We start from the raw sequence: 18,673 nt of genomic DNA, 5'->3' as shown, positions 1-18,673 counted from the left end.
GATCTCTACCGTTTTAGAGGTATCCCAACGACCTTGATTAAGGAAGCCCCATGTTCGCTCGGCTCGCGCGCTTCGTCGTGAGACACCCGTGGTGGACGATCGTGGCCTGGCTCGTGGCCGCGATCGTGATCATCGCCTTCTCCCCCAAGCTCACCACCGAGTCCGACCAGGGGGACTTCCTGCCCTCCAAGTACGAGTCGGTCCAGGCGATGAAGATCGCCGAGAAGGCGTTCCCGCAGCAGGAGGACACCTCCTCGCTGATCGTCGTGAAGCGGTCGGACAAGCAGCCGCTGACGGCCCAGGACAGCGCGAAGGTGGCCGAGGCCGCCAAGTCCCTGAGCGCCGACAAGCCGCCGACCGTGCTGGCCTTCGCGACCGGCCCGCAGGCCATCGCGCCGAACAAGGCCGTCCAGGTGATCATGGTGCCGATGCAGGGCACCTCGATGGCCGACAACGAGAAGCAGGGCGACGCGGTCAAGGAGATCCGCAAGGACCTGCCCGGCCTGCTCAAGGGCAGCGGGCTGGAGGCCAAGGTCGGCGGCGACGTCGCGAACTTCGTCGACAACGAGGACTCCTTCAACAAGTCCTTCGAGATCGTCGGCATCGCCACCCTCGTGCTGATCATCGGCCTGATCCTGCTGATCTTCCGGGCCCCGCTGGCGGCGGTGCTGCCGATCGTCGTCATCACGGTGACGATGCAGGTCGCGATGGGCCTGATCGGCGTCGCCTCGAAGATCTTCGGCTTCTCCGGCGACGACAGTCTCAGCACCATCATCCTGATCGTGCTCTTCGGCATCGGCGCGGACTACTACCTGTTCCTGATGTTCCGGTTCCGGGAGCGGCTGCGGGCCGGCGACGACAAGAAGACCGCGATGATCACCGCGGTGGAGCGGGTCGGCGAGGTCATCTCCTCGGCCGCCGCCGCCATCGCCGTCACGTTCCTGGTGCTGCTGCTCGCGACGTTCGGGGTGTTCAGCGCCTGGGGACCGTCCCTCGCCATCGCCGTCGTCGTGATGGGCATCACCTCGCTGACGCTGATCCCCGCGCTGGTGTCGCTGCTCGGCACCGCCGTGTTCTGGCCGTCCAAGGCGTGGAAGAAGCAGCCGAAGGGCACCATCTCCCAGGCCATCGGCCGCGGCGTCGGCAAGCGTCCGGCGGTCGCCGCCGCCGCGTCCGGCCTCGTCCTGGTCGTGCTGGCGCTCGGCGCCCTCGGGTTCAAGGCCGACTACGACTTCGCCGCCGGCTTCCCGCAGGACACCGAGTCCGCGCAGGCGACCAAGGACATGGAGAAGGGCTTCCCGCCCGGCCTGACCACCCCGGTGCAGGTGTTCATCAAGTCCGACGGCGGGCAGCCGATCACCGACCAGCAGCTCGCGTCCTTCAGCCAGGCCGCCAAGACCGCGCCGGGCGTCGGCGCGGTGCAGCAGCCCGTCCACGGCCAGGACAAGGCCGTCGCCCGGGTCGACCTGATCCTGAAGGAGAACCCCGCGTCCAACGAGGCGATCAGCCTCGTCAAGGACGACCTGGCGCCGGCCGTGCACAAGGCGGCGCCGGAGGGCACCCGCGCCTACGTCGGCGGCTCGACGGCGATCTTCGCCGACATCAACGCCGTCAACAACCGCGACCTGTCGGTGATCCTGCCGGTGGCGGCGGTGCTGATCGCGTTGATCCTGGCCCTGCTGCTGCGGTCGGTCGTCGCCCCGATCTACCTGGTCGTGTCCGTCCTGCTGGGCTTCGCCGCGACGCTCGGCTCCGCGGTGTACGTCTTCCAGGGCGGGATGGGCGAAGCGGGCGTCACCTTCCAGTTGCCGATCATCCTCTACCTGTTCGTGCTGGCCATCGGGACCGACTACAACATCCTGATGACCGCGCGGCTGCGCGAGGAGGCGAAGGAGGGGCACTCCCCGCGGGAGGCGGCGTCCCTGGCCGTCCACCACGGCGGCCCGACCGTCGCCGCGGCGGGCCTCATCCTGGCCGGCACGTTCTCGGTGATGATGCTCGCGCCGGTGTCCATGCTCAAGCAGATGGGCTTCTCCGTCGCGATCGGCATCGCGCTGTCGGCCTTCGTGATGTCGATGTTCCTGGTGCCGGGCATCACCGCGCTGCTGGGCCACCGGGCCTGGTGGCCGGGGCACGGCGACGAACCGGAGAAGAAGCCGGCCCGTCCCGCCGACACGCGGGAGGACTACGTCCCGTCCGGGTTCCGCCAGTAGGAGCCCCCTGAACGTCGGGTTGCGGAGCACGGCCCGAAACGCCGCCCACCGGCCGGCTCCGCAACCCGGCATACTCCCCGCAACGCCGGAGGCCCGGAGATCGCGATGATCTCCGGGCCTCCGGCGTGCGGGACCGGTCAGGTGGTGGACGCCGCCAGGAAGGAGAGGAGGTCCTGGCGGGTGACGAGGCCCTTCGGCTTGCCATCCACGAGGACGACGGCCGCGCCGGACTTCTCCAGCACGCCGACCGCCTTGGACACCGGCTCGCCGTAGCCGAGCGTCGGCAGCGGCGGCGACATGTGCAGCTCGACCGGCTCGGACATCTTCGCCTCGCCCTTCACCATGACGTCGAGCAGGTCGGTCTCACCGACCGAGCCGACCACCTCGGCCGCCATGACCGGCGGCTCCTCCTTCATCACCGGGACCTGCGACACCTCGTACTCGCGCATGATGGCGATCGCGGTCTGCACGGTCTCGTGCGGGTGGACGTGCACGAACTCCGGCAGCGTGCCGCCCTTGCGGGTGAGCACCTCGCCGACCCGGGCCTCCTCGCTGTGCGGGGTGAGGAAGCCGTAGTCGGCCATCCAGCCGTCGTTGAAGATCTTGCCGAGGTAGCCGCGCCCGCCGTCCGGCAGCAGCACGACCACCACCGCGTCCGGGCCGGCCTTCTCGGCGACGCGCAGCGCCGCGACCACGGCCATGCCGCAGGAGCCGCCGACGAGCAGCGCCTCCTCGCGGGCGAGCCGCCGGGTCATGACGAAGGAGTCCTTGTCGGACACCGCGATGACGTCGTCGCAGATCTCGCGGTCGTAGGTCTCGGGCCAGATGTCCTCGCCGACGCCCTCGGTGAGGTAGGGACGGCCCGAGCCGCCCGAGTAGACCGAGCCCTCCGGGTCGGCGCCGATGATCTGCACCCGGCCGCCGGACACGTCCTTGAGGTACCGGCCGGTGCCGCTGATCGTGCCGCCAGTGCCGATGCCCGCGACGAAGTGGGTGATGCGGCCCTCGGTCTGCTCCCACAGCTCCGGGCCGGTCGTCTCGTAGTGCGACTGCGGGTTCTGCGGGTTGGTGTACTGGTTCGGCTTCCACGCGCCGGGGATCTCGGCGGCGAGCCGGTCCGACACCGAGTAGTAGGAGTCGGGGTGCTCGGGGTTCACCGCCGTCGGGCAGACGACGACCTCGGCGCCGTACGCGCGCAGCACGTCGATCTTGTCCTTGCCGACCTTGTCGGGGCAGACGAAGACGCAGCGGTAGCCGCGCTCCTGCGCGACGATGGCGAGCCCCACCCCGGTGTTGCCGGACGTCGGCTCGACGATCGTGCCGCCCGGCCGCAGCTCGCCGGACTTCTCGGCCGCGTCGATCATGCGGACCGCGATGCGGTCCTTCACCGAGCCGCCGGGGTTGAAGTACTCCACCTTGGCGAGCACCTGCGGGCGCAGGCTCCCGGTCACCTTGCGCAGCCGAACGAGGGGGGTGTTGCCCATCAGTTCGACGAGCGAGTCGTGTACGTGCACCGCGACATCCTTGTCGGTTCAGTGTGGATCCGAGCAGCGCGTCCCCGATCCGCCGCCGGTAACACGGCGGAACGGGTGCGGCTCCGGAAGGTTTCCCGTTTCCGACGTTAGCCGACATCGACGGGCCAGGCATCAACTCCTCTTCGCGCGGGTAGGTACTTAATCACGGAGGGTCAGCGCAGCATGTTGAGAGCATTCACCGCCCGGCGCATCGCGGCCGCCGCGGCCTATGGCGGAGGCGGCATCACGGCGATCGGCGGCGTCACCTTCGGCCTCATCGTCGTGGAGGCGAAGCTGGCCCGCCGGATCATCCAGGCGACGCCCTACGGCGACCCGCCGGCGGCCGACGGACTCTACGGCGAGGCGTCCGGCGGCGCGCCGCTGTCGCTGGTCATGCTCGGCGACTCGACCGCGGCCGGGCTCGGCGTGCACACCCCGGCGGAGACGCCCGCCGCGCACCTCGCCACCGGGCTCGCCGCGATCGCCGGGCGCCCCGTCCGGCTGACGAACGTGGCCCGCCCCGGGTCCCGGTCGCAGGCCCTCGGCGCCCAGGTCGAGCAGGCCCTGCAGACCCGTCCCGACATCGCCGTCATCATGATCGGCGCGAACGACGTGACCGGCCGGATCACCCCCGCCGAGTCCGTCCGGCACCTCGCGGACGCGGTCGGGCGGCTGCGCGACGCGGGCGGCCAGGTGGTCGTCGGCACCTGCCCCGACCTCGGCTCGGTGAAGCCGCTGATGCAGCCGCTGCGGTGGTTCGCCCGGCGCGCCTGCCGGCAGCTCGCCGCCGCGCAGATGATCGCCGTCGTCGAGCACGGCGCCCGCTCGGTCTCGCTCGGCGACCTGCTCGGCCGCGAGTTCGCCGCCGACCCGCTGTCGATGTTCAGCGAGGACCGCTACCACCCGTCCGCGCGGGGCTACGCCGCCGCGGCCGCCGCCGTCCTGCCGTCGATGGCCGCGGCGCTGGGGCTGGAGCCCGACCTGCCCGGCGCGGCCGCCCGCCCGGTCTCGCTGGCCGCCGCCGAGGCCGCCGAGCGGGCCGGGACCGAGGTCAGCGGGGCGTCCGTCGCCGGCGACGACCGCGGCCCGCGGGGCCGCTGGGCCACGCTGCGGTATCCCCTGCAGCGCCCGCTGCGGCAGGCACTGGGCCGCCCGCTGGCCGGCGGCATCGCGGCGATCGGCGCGGTCGCTCCGGTACGCCTCGCGACCCGGCTCCGGACGCGCTCGCGGCCGGAGCCCGAGACCGGTGGCTGAGCGCCGGCCGAACCGGGGCCCGTCCGGTCACCGGAAGACGGGACCCCGGCGGTCCGGCACGCCGGCCGGCCGGTCCGCCGCCCGCGCTCGCGGCGGCCCGGCCGGTGGCGTGGGACCCAGGGTCGGCCGCCCGGCGTCCCAGGCGCATGGGGTGACCGTCACCTGGGGATCGGGATTCGCCGCAGGTCAGTAAGTCGACACTTATTAGACGCGCCGTACGATAGAGCCGGGGGGTCGGCGTGCACGGCACCGGTGCCGGCGGTTAGATTGACCAGGTGACCGGTGAGTAAGTTGGACCATTCGGCCACTGAGACAGGAGACCCGCCATGCCCGAAGCAGTCATCGTCGCAACCGCGCGCTCGCCGATCGGACGCGCCTTCAAGGGTTCGCTCAAGGACATCCGGCCCGACGACCTCACCGCCCAGATGATCACCGCCGCGATGGCGAAGGTCCCGCAGCTCGGCCCGGACCAGATCGACGACCTGCTGCTCGGCTGCGGGCTGCCCGGCGGTGAGCAGGGCTACAACATGGCGCGCGTCGTGTCGGTCCTGCTGGGCTGGGACAACGTGCCCGGCGCCACCATCACCCGGTACTGCTCGTCCTCGCTGCAGACGACCCGGATGGCGCTGCACGCGATCAAGGCGGGCGAGGCCGACGTGATCGTCTCGGCCGGCGTCGAGACCGTCAGCCGGTTCGCCAAGGGCAGCAGCGACGGGCTGCCCGACACGCAGAACCCGCTGTTCGCGGACGCGCAGGCCCGCACCGCCAAGGCGGGCGAGGGCGGCGCGCCGGTGTGGCGCGACCCGCGCGAGGACGGCACGCTCCCCGACATCTACATCGCGATGGGGCAGACCGCCGAGAACGTCGCCGGGATGCGCGGCGTGTCCCGCCAGGCGCAGGACGAGTTCGGCGTCCGCTCGCAGAACCTCGCCGAGAAGGCGCTCGGGAACGGCTTCTGGGAGAAGGACATCACCCCGGTGACGCTGCCGGACGGCAGCGTCGTCGCCAAGGACGACGGCCCCCGGCCCGGCACCAGCTACGAGAAGGTGTCGCAGCTCCAGCCGGTGTTCCGGCCGGACGGTACGGTCACCGCGGGCAACTGCTGCCCGCTGAACGACGGCGCCGCCGCGGTGGTCGTCATGAGCGACACCAAGGCCGCCGAACTCGGCATCACCCCGCTGGCCCGGATCGTGTCGACCGGCGTCACCGGCCTGTCCCCCGAGATCATGGGCCTCGGCCCGGTGGACGCGTCCCGCAAGGCCCTCGCCAAGGCGGGCATGACCATCGGCGACATCGACCTCGTGGAGATCAACGAGGCGTTCGCGGCGCAGGTGCTGCCGTCCGCCGAGGACCTCGGCATCGACCACGACAAGCTGAACGTGAACGGCGGCGCGATCGCGGTCGGCCACCCGTTCGGCATGACGGGCGCCCGTATCACCTCCACGCTCCTCAACGGGCTGAAGTTCCACGACAAGCAGTTCGGTCTGGAGACGATGTGCGTGGGCGGCGGCCAGGGCATGGCGATGATCCTGGAGCGGCTCTCCTAGTTCTCCGGGCGGTGGCCCGCGCGAGAGTGCCCTGCGGGGCCTTCGTGCGGGCCACCTGCGCGTTTCCGGGGAATATCCCCGTTATAAATGATCTACGTAACGCAAAAGATAGGTCCCCGTTAGGGTCTTGTCACATGCGGAGACGTGTTGCAGAGTCAGCAGGAAGAGCCCCGCGACCTGGAGGTGCCAATTGTCACTGAGCCACTCGCCGGAGACGCACACCAAGCTGATCGCACGCATTCCGCAAGTCACAGGACGTGACATCCCCGAGTGGTTCACCACGATCGAGAACGGTCCCTCGTTCACCCGCTGCGAGGAACGCAGCAGCTGGCTGGCCGACGAGCACAACCTCTCGCACGGCTACGCCGCCGCGCTGGTGCGCGAGCACGAGCGTGCGCGCCGCGCGCGCCACTACTGAGCGCGCGCCCCCGAACTTCATACAGACCCGGTGGGATCCCGCCAACGGATGCCCCCGCAGTCGTGCCGCTGCGTCGCCACGACCCTGGCGCCGAGATCCCACATGGATCAGCCCCGCACCGCCCGGCGCGGGGCTGATCAATGTCGCGGCTAGTCGCGTCCGCTGAAGTAGCTGAGCAGCCGGAGGATCTCCAGGTAGATCCACACCAGGCTCAGCACCAGCCCGAACGCGCAGTACCAGGCGAACTTCTCCGGCGCCCCCTGGCGGACGCCCTGCTCGACGGCGTCGAAGTCCAGCAGCAGGAAGAAGCAGCCGACCAGGATCGCGACGACGCTGAAGACGTAGGCGAGCGGGCTGCCCGGGTCGCGGATGCCGATGCCCTGGTCGCCGCCGAACAGGTGCACCAGCATGTTGATGATCATCAGCCCGATGAGCGCGGCGCCCGCGGCGACGACGAACTTGGCGAACTTCGGCGTCACCCGCACGATGCGCAGCGCGTAGACGGCGAGCGTGGCGCCGAACGCCAGCGCGGTGCCGATCACGGCCTGGAAGACCACGCCGTGGTAGAGGTCGTTGTAGGCGTGGCTGATGATGCCGACGGCGATCCCGTAGACGGCCGCGAACGCCAGCACCGTCGGCGCGTTCGCCTTGCGGCCGAACGTGATGAACGCCCAGATCCCGATCTCGGCGATGAGGGCGACGACCAGCACCGGCGTCGCGAGCTCGATGGGCACCAGCGCCCACGCGAGCGCCGCGGTGAGCACCAGGACGGCGAGCGTCATGAACCCGCGGACGACGACGTCGTCCATGGTCATCGGCCGGGTGGCCGGCGGCGCGTATCCGGGGGCCGCGTAGCCGGCGGCCCCGTACTGCTGTGCCCCGTAGCCCGGTGCGCCGTAAGCGGCACCCCCGGCCCGCGGGTCGAAGGCGTTCCCCCGGAACGCGGGGTTTCTGCTCTCCATCAGAGTCTCCACTTTCGGCCGACGTGGCCCCCCAGTGTAAACGTGAAACCCCCGCATGATCAGTGCGAATCCCGCCCGGCTCCATCACGGCGACGAACGGCACACCTCCGCGCGACGCGGCGAAGCCGTCGCGCCGGGGGTTCCAGGGGGTCGCCCCCCTGGATCAACGCTGCGGGCCCCGGCGTGGCCGATCGAAGATCGGCGAGCAGGACAATCCGACTCGTGCCCCTGGTCGGACTCGAACCGACACAATGGCTCTTTTAGGGAGCCTGCCTCTGCCATTGGGCTACAGGGGCGGCGTCATCATATCGAGTGAGGGGCCGGCGGCGGCGAGTCCTTTCCTATGGGCGGCGGGCGCGGCCGGGTCCGGCCAGTTCGACAAGGCCAGTCAAGACGCGTGGAAGGCCCGCGCGGGCAGGCCTTCGGCGCTCCTCCCCGCCCGGGTCCGCCTCGACGGATGGGGTCAGGCGGTCACGTTCTCGCTGGTCCTGCCCGCGGCGAGTTCGAATTCCTGGCGCGGCCGTTCCAGTTCGGCCAGGGAGATGATTTCGCGCTGGAAGAAGAACGCGAGCGTCCAGTCCATGGTGATGCGGAACTTGCGGTTGACGGTCGGCATCCGCGACAGATGGTACGTGCGGTGCATGAACCAGGCGGGCAGCCCCCGCACCTGCAGCCCGTAGACGTTCGCGACGCCCTTGTGCAGGCCGAGGCTCGCGACGGACCCGACGTAGGCGTGCTTGTACGGCTTCCTCGGCTTGCCGTGCAGGTCCGCGACGATGTTGTCGGCGAGCCGCCGGGCCTGCCTGACCGCGTGCTGGGCGTTGGGCGCGGTGAAATCGCCCTTCCCGCTGAGGTCGGGGACGGCGGCGTTGTCACCGGCCGTGTACACGCCCTGCGCTCCCTCGACGGTGAGGTCGGCGGTCGCCTTGAGGCGTCCCTTGCCGTCCAGCGGCAGGTCGCTGTCCTTGAGGACGGGGTGGGGTTTCACGCCGGCCGTCCAGACGAGGGTGCCGGCGTCGAACTCGTCGCCGTCACTGAGCACGATGTGCCGTTTCTCGGCGGATTTCAGCTGGGTCTTCATCTTGACCTCGATGCCGCGGCGGCGCAGGGCGTCGGCGGTCCAGCGGCCCATCTCGGGACCGACCTCGGGCAGGATCCGGTCGGTCGCCTCGACCATCATCCAGCGCATCTCGCGCTCGTCGATGGTGGGGAACCACTTGCAGGCGTCCCGCGACATGTCCTCCAGTTCGGCCATGGCCTCGATGCCCGCGAATCCGGCCCCGACGAACACGAACGTCAGCGCCCGCTTCCTGACCTGCTCGTCGCCCGGGTTGGACGCGGCGATGTCGAGCTGGTGCAGGACGTGGTTGCGCAGGAAGATCGCCTCTTCGATGGTCTTGAACCCGATCCCCCATTCGGCGAGCCCCGGGATGGGCAGCGTCTTCGAGATCGACCCCACCGCGACCACGAGCATGTCGTAGTCGATGTTCCGCTCGGCGACGCCGTCGGTGCGCGTGCCCGCGGGGCAGATGGTGATCCGGCGGGACGCGTGGTCGATCCGCGTCACGTAGCCGTTCACGATCCGGCACCGCTTCAGGACCTTGCGCAGCGGCGCGACCACGTGCCGGGGCTCCAGGTTTCCCGCCGCCGCCTCGGGAAGGAAGGGCTGGTAGGTCATGTAGGACTGGGGCTCGATGACGGTGATGCCGACCTCGCCGCGGCGCAGCTCCCGGCGGAGCTTCCGCTGCAGGCGCAAGGCCGTGTACATGCCGACGTACCCGCCGCCGACGACCAGGATCTGCTTCGCGGACCCCCCGCCGCGCCCCGAGGTGACCGCAGGGTCGCTCGTCCGAACTGTTGGAGAAGGCATGTCGGAGCCGATACCCGCCTGCCCGGCTCGCGAACTTCATGGCCCGATCCGGCATCTCATGGGATGTACCACCAGAAAGAAGACGACGGGGACAGGGCCGGACGGGGGCGCCAAGCGGCCGCGGGCGGCGGGCCGGGACAGGGGCCGGTCACACGCCCCGGCCGCTTGGCCAAGGCCCTGCCCCGCCGTCGCTCTCATTCGCTGGGGGGTCACCATGCCACGGGTCATCTGGGGGACGCTCGCCGCCGCCGCCATCACCACCGCACTCGCCGGATGCGGGTCCAGCTCCACGGTGAGCGGCGCTTCGTCCAGCGGCGGCGCGGCGCCGGCACCGCCGCCGGGCACGTCCGGGGCGTCCACCGCCCCGAGCCGGGGGTCCGGAACGGCGGGGAACGGCGGCGGGACGTCCGGTAACGCGGCGGGACGTCCGCACTGCACCAGCGGGATGCTCAGCGCGCGGCTCACCGATCTCGGCGCCGCGGCCGGGAACCGCTACGCGACGCTCGTGCTGACGAACGAGTCGGGGAAGCACTGCACGACCGGCGGCTGGTCGGGCCTTCAGCTGGCCGGCGCGGACGGGACGATCCCGACGAAGGTCATCCGCACGGGCACCGCGCGCACGATCACGATCGGCAACGGCGGCCACGCCTATGAGCGGCTGCACTGGGCGGTCGTCCCCGCCGGGGACGAGACGGACGGCGCCGGCTGCGAGCCCGAGCCGGCCGCGCTCAAGGTGATTCCGCCTAACAACACCGAGCAGGTCACCGCGAACTGGACGTACGGGCCGGTCTGCCAGCACGGCCAGATCCGCCTCACGCCCGTCACGACGAACCCGGAGCCCCGGTAGCGGGCGGCGCTAGCGGTAGTCGCGGGCGCGGACGAGGACCGCGTCCAGCATCTCCTCGGTGACCCGGCCGGTGAAGGTGTTCTGCTGGCTCGGGTGGTAGCAGCCCAGCAGCAGGACGGGATCGCGGCGGGCCGCCGAGGGCGGCGGCACCAGCTCCGCCTCCGCGCCGTGGCCGAACTTCGGCCGCGGCCGCGGCACCCCGTACCCCGCCTGCTTGAGCGCCGGCCACACGCCCTGCCACGCGAACCCGCCGAGGCACAGGACGCAGCGGACGCTCGGCGCGACCATCTCGACCTCGCGGGCCAGCCACGGCAGGCAGGTCGTCCGCTCCAGCGGCGTCGGCTTGTTGTCGGGCGGCGCGCAGCGGACGGTCGCCGCCATCCGCGCGCCGATGAGCCGCTGCCCGTCGCCCGCGCGGACGCTGGTCGGCCGCGACGCCAGCCCGACCCTGTGCAGGGACGCGAACAGCCAGTCGCCCGACCGGTCGCCGGTGAAGATGCGGCCGGTGCGGTTGCCGCCGTGCGCCGCCGGGGCCAGCCCGACGATCAGGACGCGCGGCTCGGGGTCGCCCCAGCCGGCGATGGGCCGGCCCCAGTACTCCTCGTCCGCGAACGCGCGGCGCCGCTGGACGGCGACCTTCTCCCGCCACGCCACGAGCCGGTCGCACGCGCGGCACACCGACTGGCGGGCGCACAGCTCGTCCAGATCGGGCGCCTTCGCGGCCAGCTCGGCGACCTCGCCGGTGCCGTGCGCGACGGGCGTGTCCGGCGTCGCGGGGTCCTCCGGCCATCCGGAGCCGGGCGGGACGAACGGGGCGTTGGCGGTCGGCATACCATCGATCGTCCCACGCCGTGCGGGCGCGCTCGGCGGTGGCCGGGTTCCGCCCATGGCGGGTGCGGAGCGTGCCCGGTCGGTACGATGCGTTCGCCGGTCGGGGAGGCGGGTGTCCGGCGCTGCCATAGTGCGAAGCGGGAGGCAGGAGTGTCGCAACCGGGCTGGTACCCCGATCCGTACGGCACTGGGAGCCTGCGCTGGTGGGACGGGCGGAACTGGACCGAGCGCCTCAACCCCGAGCCGGACCGGCCGCCGCGGCTGCAGCCGCAGAAGCGGCGGGAGCCCGTCCGGGAGGAGGCGGGGACCGCGTACGCCGCCCCGCACGGGCAGCAGCCGACCTGGGACCGCGTCCCGTCCGTTCCGGCACTGGACGTGACCGTGCGCGGCGTGCACCTGTACGCCGACGACCAGGTCGTCGCCTACGGGGACACTTCGCTGACCTGGCCGCGGGTGGAGTGGGTGGCGTACTGGGCGGCGGAGCGCCCGGCCGGTTCCGGCCAACGCCCCGGCAGGCAGTGGATCTTCCAGGCGGGCCGGTTCCCGTTCCGCGGCGGCCCGCGCGTCGAGGTGGTGATCGAGCCGGAGGCGCTGCCCGGCCGGGACGGCGAGCCCGAGCACATCTGGGGGCGGCTGATCCAGCTCTGCCAGGAGCACGCCGAGCAGCGCCTGGTCGGCGAGCTGGCGCGGCGCGTCCGGGCCGGCGAGTCGGTCGACGTGGCGCAGGGCCTCACCGTGCATCCGGGCGGCGTGCGGGGCAACCGGGTGTCGCTGAGCTGGTCGTCGATCTCCGGCGCGACCGTCGACCGGGGCCGGGTCTGGATCCAGCAGGCCAGCAGCAGCTCGCCGATCCTCTACGTCCCGCAGCAGAACCCGAACGCGGTGCTGATTCCCGCGCTGCTGGTGCGGCTCAAGAACTGAGCGGCGGGCCGGCTCAGAGCAGCGACCAGGCGATGCCGTCCAGAATGTCGTGCTCGCTGACGACGACGGCGCCGAAGCCGTACTCGCGCATGATGCGGTCCAGGATGAGCGCGCCCGCGCCGATCACGTCGACGCGCCCCGGGTGCATGACGCCGATCTCGGCGCGCTCGGCGCGGGTCTCGTGCAGCAGCCGGCGCGTCACCTCGTGCACCTGGGTGGCGGTGATCCGCGACAGGTGGATGCGGGACGGGTCGTACTCGGGCAGGTCGAGCGCGATCCCGGCGACCGTGGTGACCGAGCCGGCGAGGCCGACGAGCGTGCGCGCCTCGTCCACTGGGACCCGTTCCCGGACGGCGGCGAGCGCGGTGTCGATGTCGGCGGCGGCGTTGGAGATCTGCTGCGGCGAGGGCGGGTCGTCCTTCAGGTGCCGCTCGGTCATCCGCACGCAGCCGATGTCGATCGAGCGGGACGCGTCGGCGGAGGAGCTGCCGAGGACGAACTCGGTGGAGCCGCCGCCGATGTCGACCACCAGGTAGGGGCGGGCGGGGCGCAGCTCGGCGAGCTCGCGGGTGGCGCCCGCGAACGACAGCTCGGCCTCCTCGTCCCCGCTGATCACCTCGGGGACGACGCCGAAGATGTCGACGACGCCGCGGACGAAGTCGCTCCTGTTCTCCGCGTCGCGGGTGGCGCTGGTCGCCACCACCCGGGTCTTGATCGGGCCGTGCCCGGCGCCGCTGCCGTGCCGCTCGATCAGCCCGGCGTAGCCGCGCATGGCGGTGAAGGTCCGCTCCAGCGCGGCGGGCGAGAGCCGCCCGGTCTCGTCGACGCCCTCGCCCAGCCGGACGATCTCCATCCGGCGCTCGACGTCGGCCAGCCGGCCGGCGCCCGCGCCGGGCTCGATGTCGGCGATCAGCAGGCGGACCGAGTTCGTCCCGCAGTCGATGGCCGCGACGCGTGTCACTCGTCCTCCCCGGGTTCGGCATCGGCGCCCGGCACCTGGACGCAGGGCCCCGACCGCCACCATTCCGGCAGCGCCTCCAGCGCCTCGCGGCCGAACGGGTTCACGCCGGGGACCGCCAGCTCGTGCCCGATCAGGGCGTGCAGGCACTTGACGCGCTCGGGCATGCCGCCCGCGCTCTGCATGCCCGCGGGCAGCGGCTCGACGCCCTCGTCGCGGGCGGCCTCGTCGCGGCGGCGGAGGTAGTCCTCGTGGGCGGCGGCGTACTTCTCCCTGAGGGACGGGTCGGCGGCGAGCCTCGCCTGCATGTCCTTCATGACGCCGCTGCCCTCCAGCGTCCCGATGGCCGAGGCGGCCTTCGGGCACGTCAGGTAGAACAGCGTGGGGAACGGGGTCCCGTCGGGCAGCCGCGGCGCGGTCTCGATCACCGCGGGCAGCCCGCACGGGCAGCGGCTCGCCACCGCGCGGACCCCGCGCGGCTCCCGCCCGAGCTGGGCCGCCACGGCGGCCGTGTCACCTGCTTCGATCATTCGTCCCCACCCGCGTATCAGCGCGGCCGGTCGGCGGCCTCCACCGATCGCCACAGCGTCTCGTACCAGGGCGGCCTGCTCGGTGGCCCGCCCCGCTGCGCCTGCCGGTCCTCTCCGCCGCTGCCGTCCAGCACGATGTAGCACTTTACGTCAGGACGGCAGTAATGAAGCCTTCGCGTGGCCTCACGCTCAATGTACGACTTGTCACCCAGTTGCTGCTTCCGCTGGAGGAGCTCGTCGACCCGCCGGCCGGCCTGCGCCTCCTGGTGCCGCAGTTCGGCGATCTCCTTGCGCTGGGCGATGTACTCGCGGACGGGGTAGGCGAGGCTCAGCGCGATCGCGCACACCACGACCGCGAGGATGGCGGCGCGGCTGGTCAGCGCCGGGTTGCCGCGGCGCCCGCCGGCCCCGTGGTCGCCGACGCCGTGGCCGTCGGCGCGCTCATCGGCCGCCCGGCCGTCGTCCTGCGCCATCGTGTCACCTGCCTCCGGCTCGGCCGCCCGGGACCCGGCGGCGGGACGGGGCCCCGCCCGCCGGGTCGCGGGCCGGTGCTCAACCCTGCGCGTCGAAGCGCGGGAACGCGGCGGCGCCGGCGTAGCGCGCGGCGTCGTCCAGCAGCTCCTCGATGCGCAGCAGCTGGTTGTACTTGGCGACGCGGTCGCTGCGGGCCGGGGCGCCGGTCTTGATCTGGCCGCAGTTGGTCGCGACGGCCAGGTCGGCGATCGTGGTGTCCTCGGTCTCGCCGGACCGGTGGCTCATCATGCACTTGTAGCCGCTGGTCTGCGCGAGCGAGACGGCGTCGAGGGTCTCGCTGAGCGTGCCGATCTGGTTGACCTTGACCAGCAGCGCGTTCGCGGCGCCCGACTTGATGCCGCGCCCGAGCCGCTCGGGGTTGGTGACGAACAGGTCGTCGCCGACGAGCTGGACGCGGTCGCCGACGGCGGCGGTGAGGCCCTCCCAGCCGGCCCAGTCCTCCTCGTCGAGCGGGTCCTCGATGGAGACGAGCGGGTAGTTGCCGAGCAGTTCGCCGTAGTAGGCGGCCATGTCGTCGGCGGACCGCTTGGTGCCCTCGAACGCGTACTGCCCGTCGGCGTGGAACTCGGAGGCCGCGACGTCCATGGCGAGCGCGATGTCGCGGCCGGGAGTGAAGCCGGCCTTGCGGATCGCCTCCACGATCAGGTCGAGCGCGTCCCGGTTGCTCGGCAGGTCGGGGGCGAAGCCGCCCTCGTCGCCGAGGCCGGTGTTCAGGCCCTTGGACTTCAGCACCGACTTGAGCGCGTGGTAGGTCTCGGCGCCCCAGCGCAGCGCCTCGGCGAAGGTGGCGGCGCCGATCGGCGCGACCATGAACTCCTGGACGTCGACGTTGCTGTCGGCGTGCGCGCCGCCGTTCAGGATGTTCATCATCGGGACGGGCAGCAGGTGCGCGTTCGGGCCGCCCACGTAGCGGAACAGCGGCAGCCCGGCGGAGTCGGCGGCGGCCTTGGCGACCGCGAGGCTGACGCCGAGGATCGCGTTGGCGCCGAGCGCGGACTTGTCCGGGGTGCCGTCCAGGTCGACGAGCAGCTGGTCGATCAGCCGCTGGTCGGACGCCGGGTAGCCGACGAGCTTCTCGTCGATGGTCTCGTTGACGGCCTTGACCGCGTTGCGGACGCCCTTGCCGCCGTAGCGCTCCCCGCCGTCGCGCAGCTCCACGGCCTCGAACTGGCCGGTGGACGCGCCGCTCGGCACGGCGGCGTGCGCCTCGGTCCCATCGGCGAGCAGGACCTCGACCTCGACGGTCGGATTGCCGCGGGAGTCAAGGATCTCCCGGGCGAGTACGGCCTCGATCGACGACACGGGGAACCCCCTGAGGATGCTGATGGTCTGGTGCGATCACCGAGCCTATCCGCGCGCCCCCCGCGCGGACGAACGGGCTCGCCGTTCCCCTGCCGGACCGGCCCCGCGCGACCGTTCCCACCAGGGGACTTGACGCGAACACCGGGCGAGCTATCTACTTAACAGGTCTATCCGACTTGATTGGTAGGGAAACAAGACAATGATTCGTGGACTCTCCGGGCGCATCACCGCGGCGGCACTCGCCGCCCTGGTCACGGCGGGCTCGCTCGGCGCCTGCGGCGACGGCGGCGGCGAGTCCGGCACGGCCGCGCCGCTCAGACTCGGCTACTTCCCCAACATCACGCACGCCACCGCCCTGGTCGGCGTCGAGAAGGGGATCTTCGCCAAGCACCTCGGGGCCGCGCCCGAGACGGCGACCTTCAACGCGGGTCCCGCGGCCGTCGAGGCGCTGTTCTCCGGCGCGATCGACGCGACGTTCGTCGGGCCGAACCCGTCCATCAACGCCTGGGCGAAATCGCACGGCAAGGCGGTCCACATCATCTCCGGCGCGGCGTCCGGCGGCGTCTCGCTCGTCGTGAAGCCGGGGATCGGGAGCGTCCAGGACCTGCGCGGCAAGAGGATCGCGACGCCGCAGCTCGGCAACACGCAGGACGTGGCGCTCCGGTACTGGCTCAAGAAGAACGGCCTGACCGCGAACAAGGACGGCAGCGGCGACGTGAAGGTCGTCCCGCAGGAGAACGCGCAGACGCTCCAGACGTTCGCGCAGGGCGACATCGACGGCGCCTGGGTCCCCGAGCCGTACGCGTCCCGGCTGATCTTGGAGAGCAAGGGCGAGAAGCTGCTGGACGAGAAGTCGCTGTGGCCCGGCGGCAAGTTCGTCATCACCAACGTGCTCGTCGGCCAGGAATACGAGAAGAAGCACCCGGAGCAGGTCACGAAGCTGCTCCAGGGCGTCGTCGAGGCGACCGACTACATCAACCAGAACAAGGCGGACGCGAAGAAGGTCACCAACGACGCGCTGGCGAAGCTGAGCGGCAAGCCGCTCAAGCAGGACGTCCTCGACGCGGCGTTCAAGGAGATCGACTTCACCGTCGACCCGGTCGCCTCCTCGCTGACCGCCGGCGCCCGGCACGCCGAGGAGATCGGCCTGCTGGACGAGACCGACCTGGCGGGCATCTACCGCCTCGCGCCGCTGAACGACGTCCTCAAGGCGGGCGGGAAGGCACAGGTCGGCGACCGATGACCGGGACGGCCGCGGTCCGGCTCGACGGCGTCTCGAAGGCGTTCGGGACGGGCCGGTCCGCGCTCCTCGCACTCGACCGGGTCTCCCTGGACGTGGCGCCGGGCGAGTTCGTGTGCCTGCTCGGCGCGTCCGGCTGCGGCAAGAGCACGCTGCTGAACCTGGTCGCCGACCTCGACGCGCCGAGCGCCGGGACGATCGACACGGGCGGCGGGCGGGTCGCGCTCATGTTCCAGGAGCCCGCGCTGTTCCCGTGGCTGACCGTGACGGGCAACCTCGAACTCGCCCTCAAGATGCGCGGCGTGCCGCGCGCTGAGCGGCGCGGGCGCGCGGCGGAGCTGCTCGTCTCCGTGCACCTCGGCGACTTCGCGCGGAAGCGCCCGCACCAGCTGTCCGGCGGCATGCGGCAGCGCGTCGCGCTCGCCCGCGCGCTCGCGCTGACCGACGGCGCGGGGCCGGACCGCACCATCCTGCTGATGGACGAGCCGTTCGGCGCGCTCGACGCCATGACCCGCGACCTCCTGCACGACGAGGTCGAGCGGATCTGGCGGGACCGCGACCTCACCGTGCTGTTCGTCACCCACAACGTGCGCGAGGCGGTGCGGCTGGGCGACCGGGTCGTGCTGCTCAGCAGCCGCCCCGGCCGGGTGGTGGAGGAGTTCCCCGTCCCGATGAAGCGGCCGCGCCGCATCGACTCGCCGGAGGTCGCCTCGCTGGCGGCGTCCATCACCGACCGGCTGCGCGAGGAGGTCGTCCGGCATGGCGCATGACGTGCTGGCGGAGGGCGGGCGGCTCGACCGCGAGCTGGCCGGACTGGACGCGCTGGAACTCGGCGGCGGGACGCGCGTGCGCCTCGGCCTGCGGGTGTGGTCGGCGGTGTGGCCGATGGCCGCGGCGGTGCTGATCGCGCTCGGCGCGTGGCAGCTGGTGGTGTGGAGCGGCTGGAAGGACCCGTGGGTCCTGCCCGGCCCCGGCGACACGCTGCCGGTGTTCTGGGACCAGATCACCACCGCGCGGTTCTGGGAGGCGGTCGGGCTCACCATGCGCCGCGCCCTCGCCGGGTTCGCGCTGGCCGTCGCCGCCGGGGTGCCGGCCGGGGCGCTGGTCGCGCGGTTCCGGGTGCTGCGGCGCGCGTTCGGGTCGCTGATCACGGGCCTGCAGACGATGCCGTCGATCGCGTGGTTCCCGCTCGCCATCCTGCTGTTCCGGCTGAGCGAGAGCGCGATCCTGTTCGTGGTGATCCTCGGCGCGGCCCCCTCGATCGCCAACGGGCTGATCGCGGGCGTCGACTACACCCCGCCGATCCTGCTGCGCGCCGGACGGGTGATGGGGCTGCGCGGGCTCCTGCTGTACCGGCACCTGATCATGCCGGCGTCGCTGCCCGCGTTCGTGGCGGGGTTGAAGCAGGGCTGGGCGTTCGCCTGGCGCAGCCTGATGGCCGGCGAGCTGCTCGTCATCATCGGCGACACGACCTCGCTCGGCGTGCTGCTGTCGCAGGCCAGGGAGCTGAACAACACCGCGGACATGATCTCGTACATGCTGGTGATCCTGCTCATCGGCATCGTGATCGACCAGCTGTTCGGGGTCGCGGACGGGGCCGTGCGGCGGCGCTGGGGCGTGGCCGGGGACGGCGCGGCATGACCGGGTTTTACCCGTCCGCCACGGTGGCGTTTGCCCCGTTCAGGCAAGGAATCACGGGTACTGGCAGAACGTACCCGGGAGGTCGCCATAC

General features: G+C 71.9%; 17 protein-coding genes and 1 tRNA gene. 9 read left to right on the top strand and 9 right to left on the bottom strand.

Features of this window, described 5'->3' with window-relative positions:
* Window positions 1-50 precede the first annotated feature (50 nt).
* Window positions 51-2,213 (top strand): MMPL family transporter, encoded by a 2,163-nt coding sequence (locus AL2_RS10925; protein WP_067632696.1) that lies wholly within the window; start codon window positions 51-53, stop codon window positions 2,211-2,213.
* A gap of 137 nt (window positions 2,214-2,350) precedes the next feature.
* On the opposite strand, the gene AL2_RS10920 is transcribed toward AL2_RS10925, so the two are convergent.
* Entirely contained in the window at window positions 2,351-3,727 is a 1,377-nt protein-coding gene (locus tag AL2_RS10920) for a cystathionine beta-synthase (protein WP_067632695.1), read from the bottom strand.
* Window positions 3,728-3,910: 183 nt separating this feature from the next.
* On the opposite strand from AL2_RS10920, the gene AL2_RS10915 reads away from it, so the two are divergent.
* From AL2_RS10915 to AL2_RS10905, 3 genes are all read left to right on the top strand, one after another.
* Window positions 3,911-4,981, top strand: a complete 1,071-nt coding sequence (locus tag AL2_RS10915) for an SGNH/GDSL hydrolase family protein (RefSeq protein ID WP_083946393.1) — start codon at window positions 3,911-3,913, stop codon at window positions 4,979-4,981.
* A 326-nt stretch (window positions 4,982-5,307) separates the two neighbouring features.
* Window positions 5,308-6,528: an acetyl-CoA C-acetyltransferase gene (locus AL2_RS10910; RefSeq protein WP_067632693.1), complete on the top strand. Its 1,221-nt coding sequence runs from the start codon at window positions 5,308-5,310 to the stop codon at window positions 6,526-6,528.
* Between the two features lie 190 nt (window positions 6,529-6,718).
* Complete coding sequence (locus AL2_RS10905) at window positions 6,719-6,946, top strand: DUF4287 domain-containing protein (RefSeq protein WP_067632691.1); 228 nt, start codon at window positions 6,719-6,721, stop codon at window positions 6,944-6,946.
* 149 nt (window positions 6,947-7,095) lie between these two features.
* On the opposite strand, the gene AL2_RS10900 is transcribed toward AL2_RS10905, so the two are convergent.
* From AL2_RS10900 to AL2_RS10890, 3 genes are all read right to left on the bottom strand, one after another.
* Window positions 7,096-7,908 (bottom strand): Bax inhibitor-1/YccA family protein, encoded by an 813-nt coding sequence (locus tag AL2_RS10900; RefSeq protein WP_067632689.1) that lies wholly within the window; start codon window positions 7,906-7,908, stop codon window positions 7,096-7,098.
* A 223-nt stretch (window positions 7,909-8,131) separates the two neighbouring features.
* Window positions 8,132-8,204: transfer RNA gene (locus AL2_RS10895), tRNA-Leu, on the bottom strand.
* Between the two features lie 167 nt (window positions 8,205-8,371).
* Window positions 8,372-9,676, bottom strand: coding sequence for an NAD(P)/FAD-dependent oxidoreductase (locus AL2_RS10890; RefSeq protein WP_067632688.1), 1,305 nt, complete (start codon window positions 9,674-9,676; stop codon window positions 8,372-8,374).
* Window positions 9,677-9,992: 316 nt separating this feature from the next.
* Between AL2_RS10890 and AL2_RS37350 the strand changes: the two genes are divergently transcribed.
* Entirely contained in the window at window positions 9,993-10,625 is a 633-nt protein-coding gene (locus AL2_RS37350) for a DUF4232 domain-containing protein (protein ID WP_157438094.1), read from the top strand.
* A 9-nt stretch (window positions 10,626-10,634) separates the two neighbouring features.
* Here AL2_RS37350 and AL2_RS10880 read toward each other — a convergent pair whose 3' ends face one another.
* Complete coding sequence (locus AL2_RS10880; RefSeq protein ID WP_067632685.1) at window positions 10,635-11,456, bottom strand: uracil-DNA glycosylase; 822 nt, start codon at window positions 11,454-11,456, stop codon at window positions 10,635-10,637.
* 150 nt (window positions 11,457-11,606) lie between these two features.
* Here AL2_RS10880 and AL2_RS38485 point away from each other — a divergent pair, with 150 nt between their 5' ends.
* Window positions 11,607-12,377 (top strand): DUF2510 domain-containing protein, encoded by a 771-nt coding sequence (locus tag AL2_RS38485; RefSeq protein ID WP_067632683.1) that lies wholly within the window; start codon window positions 11,607-11,609, stop codon window positions 12,375-12,377.
* 13 nt (window positions 12,378-12,390) lie between these two features.
* On the opposite strand, the gene AL2_RS10870 is transcribed toward AL2_RS38485, so the two are convergent.
* The 4 genes from AL2_RS10870 to eno form a co-directional block, all read right to left on the bottom strand.
* Window positions 12,391-13,338 (bottom strand): Ppx/GppA phosphatase family protein, encoded by a 948-nt coding sequence (locus tag AL2_RS10870; protein ID WP_067632681.1) that lies wholly within the window; start codon window positions 13,336-13,338, stop codon window positions 12,391-12,393.
* Window positions 13,335-13,865 carry a DUF501 domain-containing protein gene (locus tag AL2_RS10865; RefSeq protein ID WP_067632679.1) on the bottom strand — a complete coding sequence of 177 codons (531 nt, stop codon included), beginning with the start codon at window positions 13,863-13,865 and terminating at the stop codon, window positions 13,335-13,337. The genes AL2_RS10870 and AL2_RS10865 overlap by 4 nt, the downstream gene beginning before the upstream one ends.
* Window positions 13,866-13,882: 17 nt before the next feature.
* The gene (locus AL2_RS10860; protein WP_083946390.1) at window positions 13,883-14,338 is read right to left on the bottom strand and encodes an FtsB family cell division protein; all 456 of its coding nucleotides are present in this window, start codon (window positions 14,336-14,338) and stop codon (window positions 13,883-13,885) included.
* Window positions 14,339-14,417: 79 nt separating this feature from the next.
* A complete protein-coding gene (eno, locus tag AL2_RS10855; protein ID WP_067632678.1) occupies window positions 14,418-15,701 on the bottom strand; it encodes a phosphopyruvate hydratase in 1,284 nt (427 codons plus the stop codon).
* A gap of 199 nt (window positions 15,702-15,900) precedes the next feature.
* Here eno and AL2_RS10850 point away from each other — a divergent pair, with 199 nt between their 5' ends.
* The 3 genes from AL2_RS10850 to AL2_RS10840 are packed head-to-tail and all read left to right on the top strand — an operon-like array spanning window position 15,901 to window position 18,582.
* Window positions 15,901-16,944 (top strand): ABC transporter substrate-binding protein, encoded by a 1,044-nt coding sequence (locus AL2_RS10850; protein WP_174550832.1) that lies wholly within the window; start codon window positions 15,901-15,903, stop codon window positions 16,942-16,944.
* A complete protein-coding gene (locus AL2_RS10845; RefSeq protein ID WP_067632676.1) occupies window positions 16,941-17,711 on the top strand; it encodes an ABC transporter ATP-binding protein in 771 nt (256 codons plus the stop codon). The genes AL2_RS10850 and AL2_RS10845 overlap by 4 nt, the downstream gene beginning before the upstream one ends.
* Entirely contained in the window at window positions 17,701-18,582 is an 882-nt protein-coding gene (locus tag AL2_RS10840) for an ABC transporter permease (RefSeq protein ID WP_067632674.1), read from the top strand. The genes AL2_RS10845 and AL2_RS10840 overlap by 11 nt, the downstream gene beginning before the upstream one ends.
* The last annotated feature ends 91 nt before the right edge of the window (window positions 18,583-18,673 follow it).

The organism is Actinomadura latina NBRC 106108, from assembly GCF_001552195.1.
Lineage (GTDB): Bacteria > Actinomycetota > Actinomycetes > Streptosporangiales > Streptosporangiaceae > Spirillospora > Spirillospora latina.
Note: the sequence above shows the minus strand (reverse complement) of the source record. Positions and strands in the feature narration are given on the sequence as shown.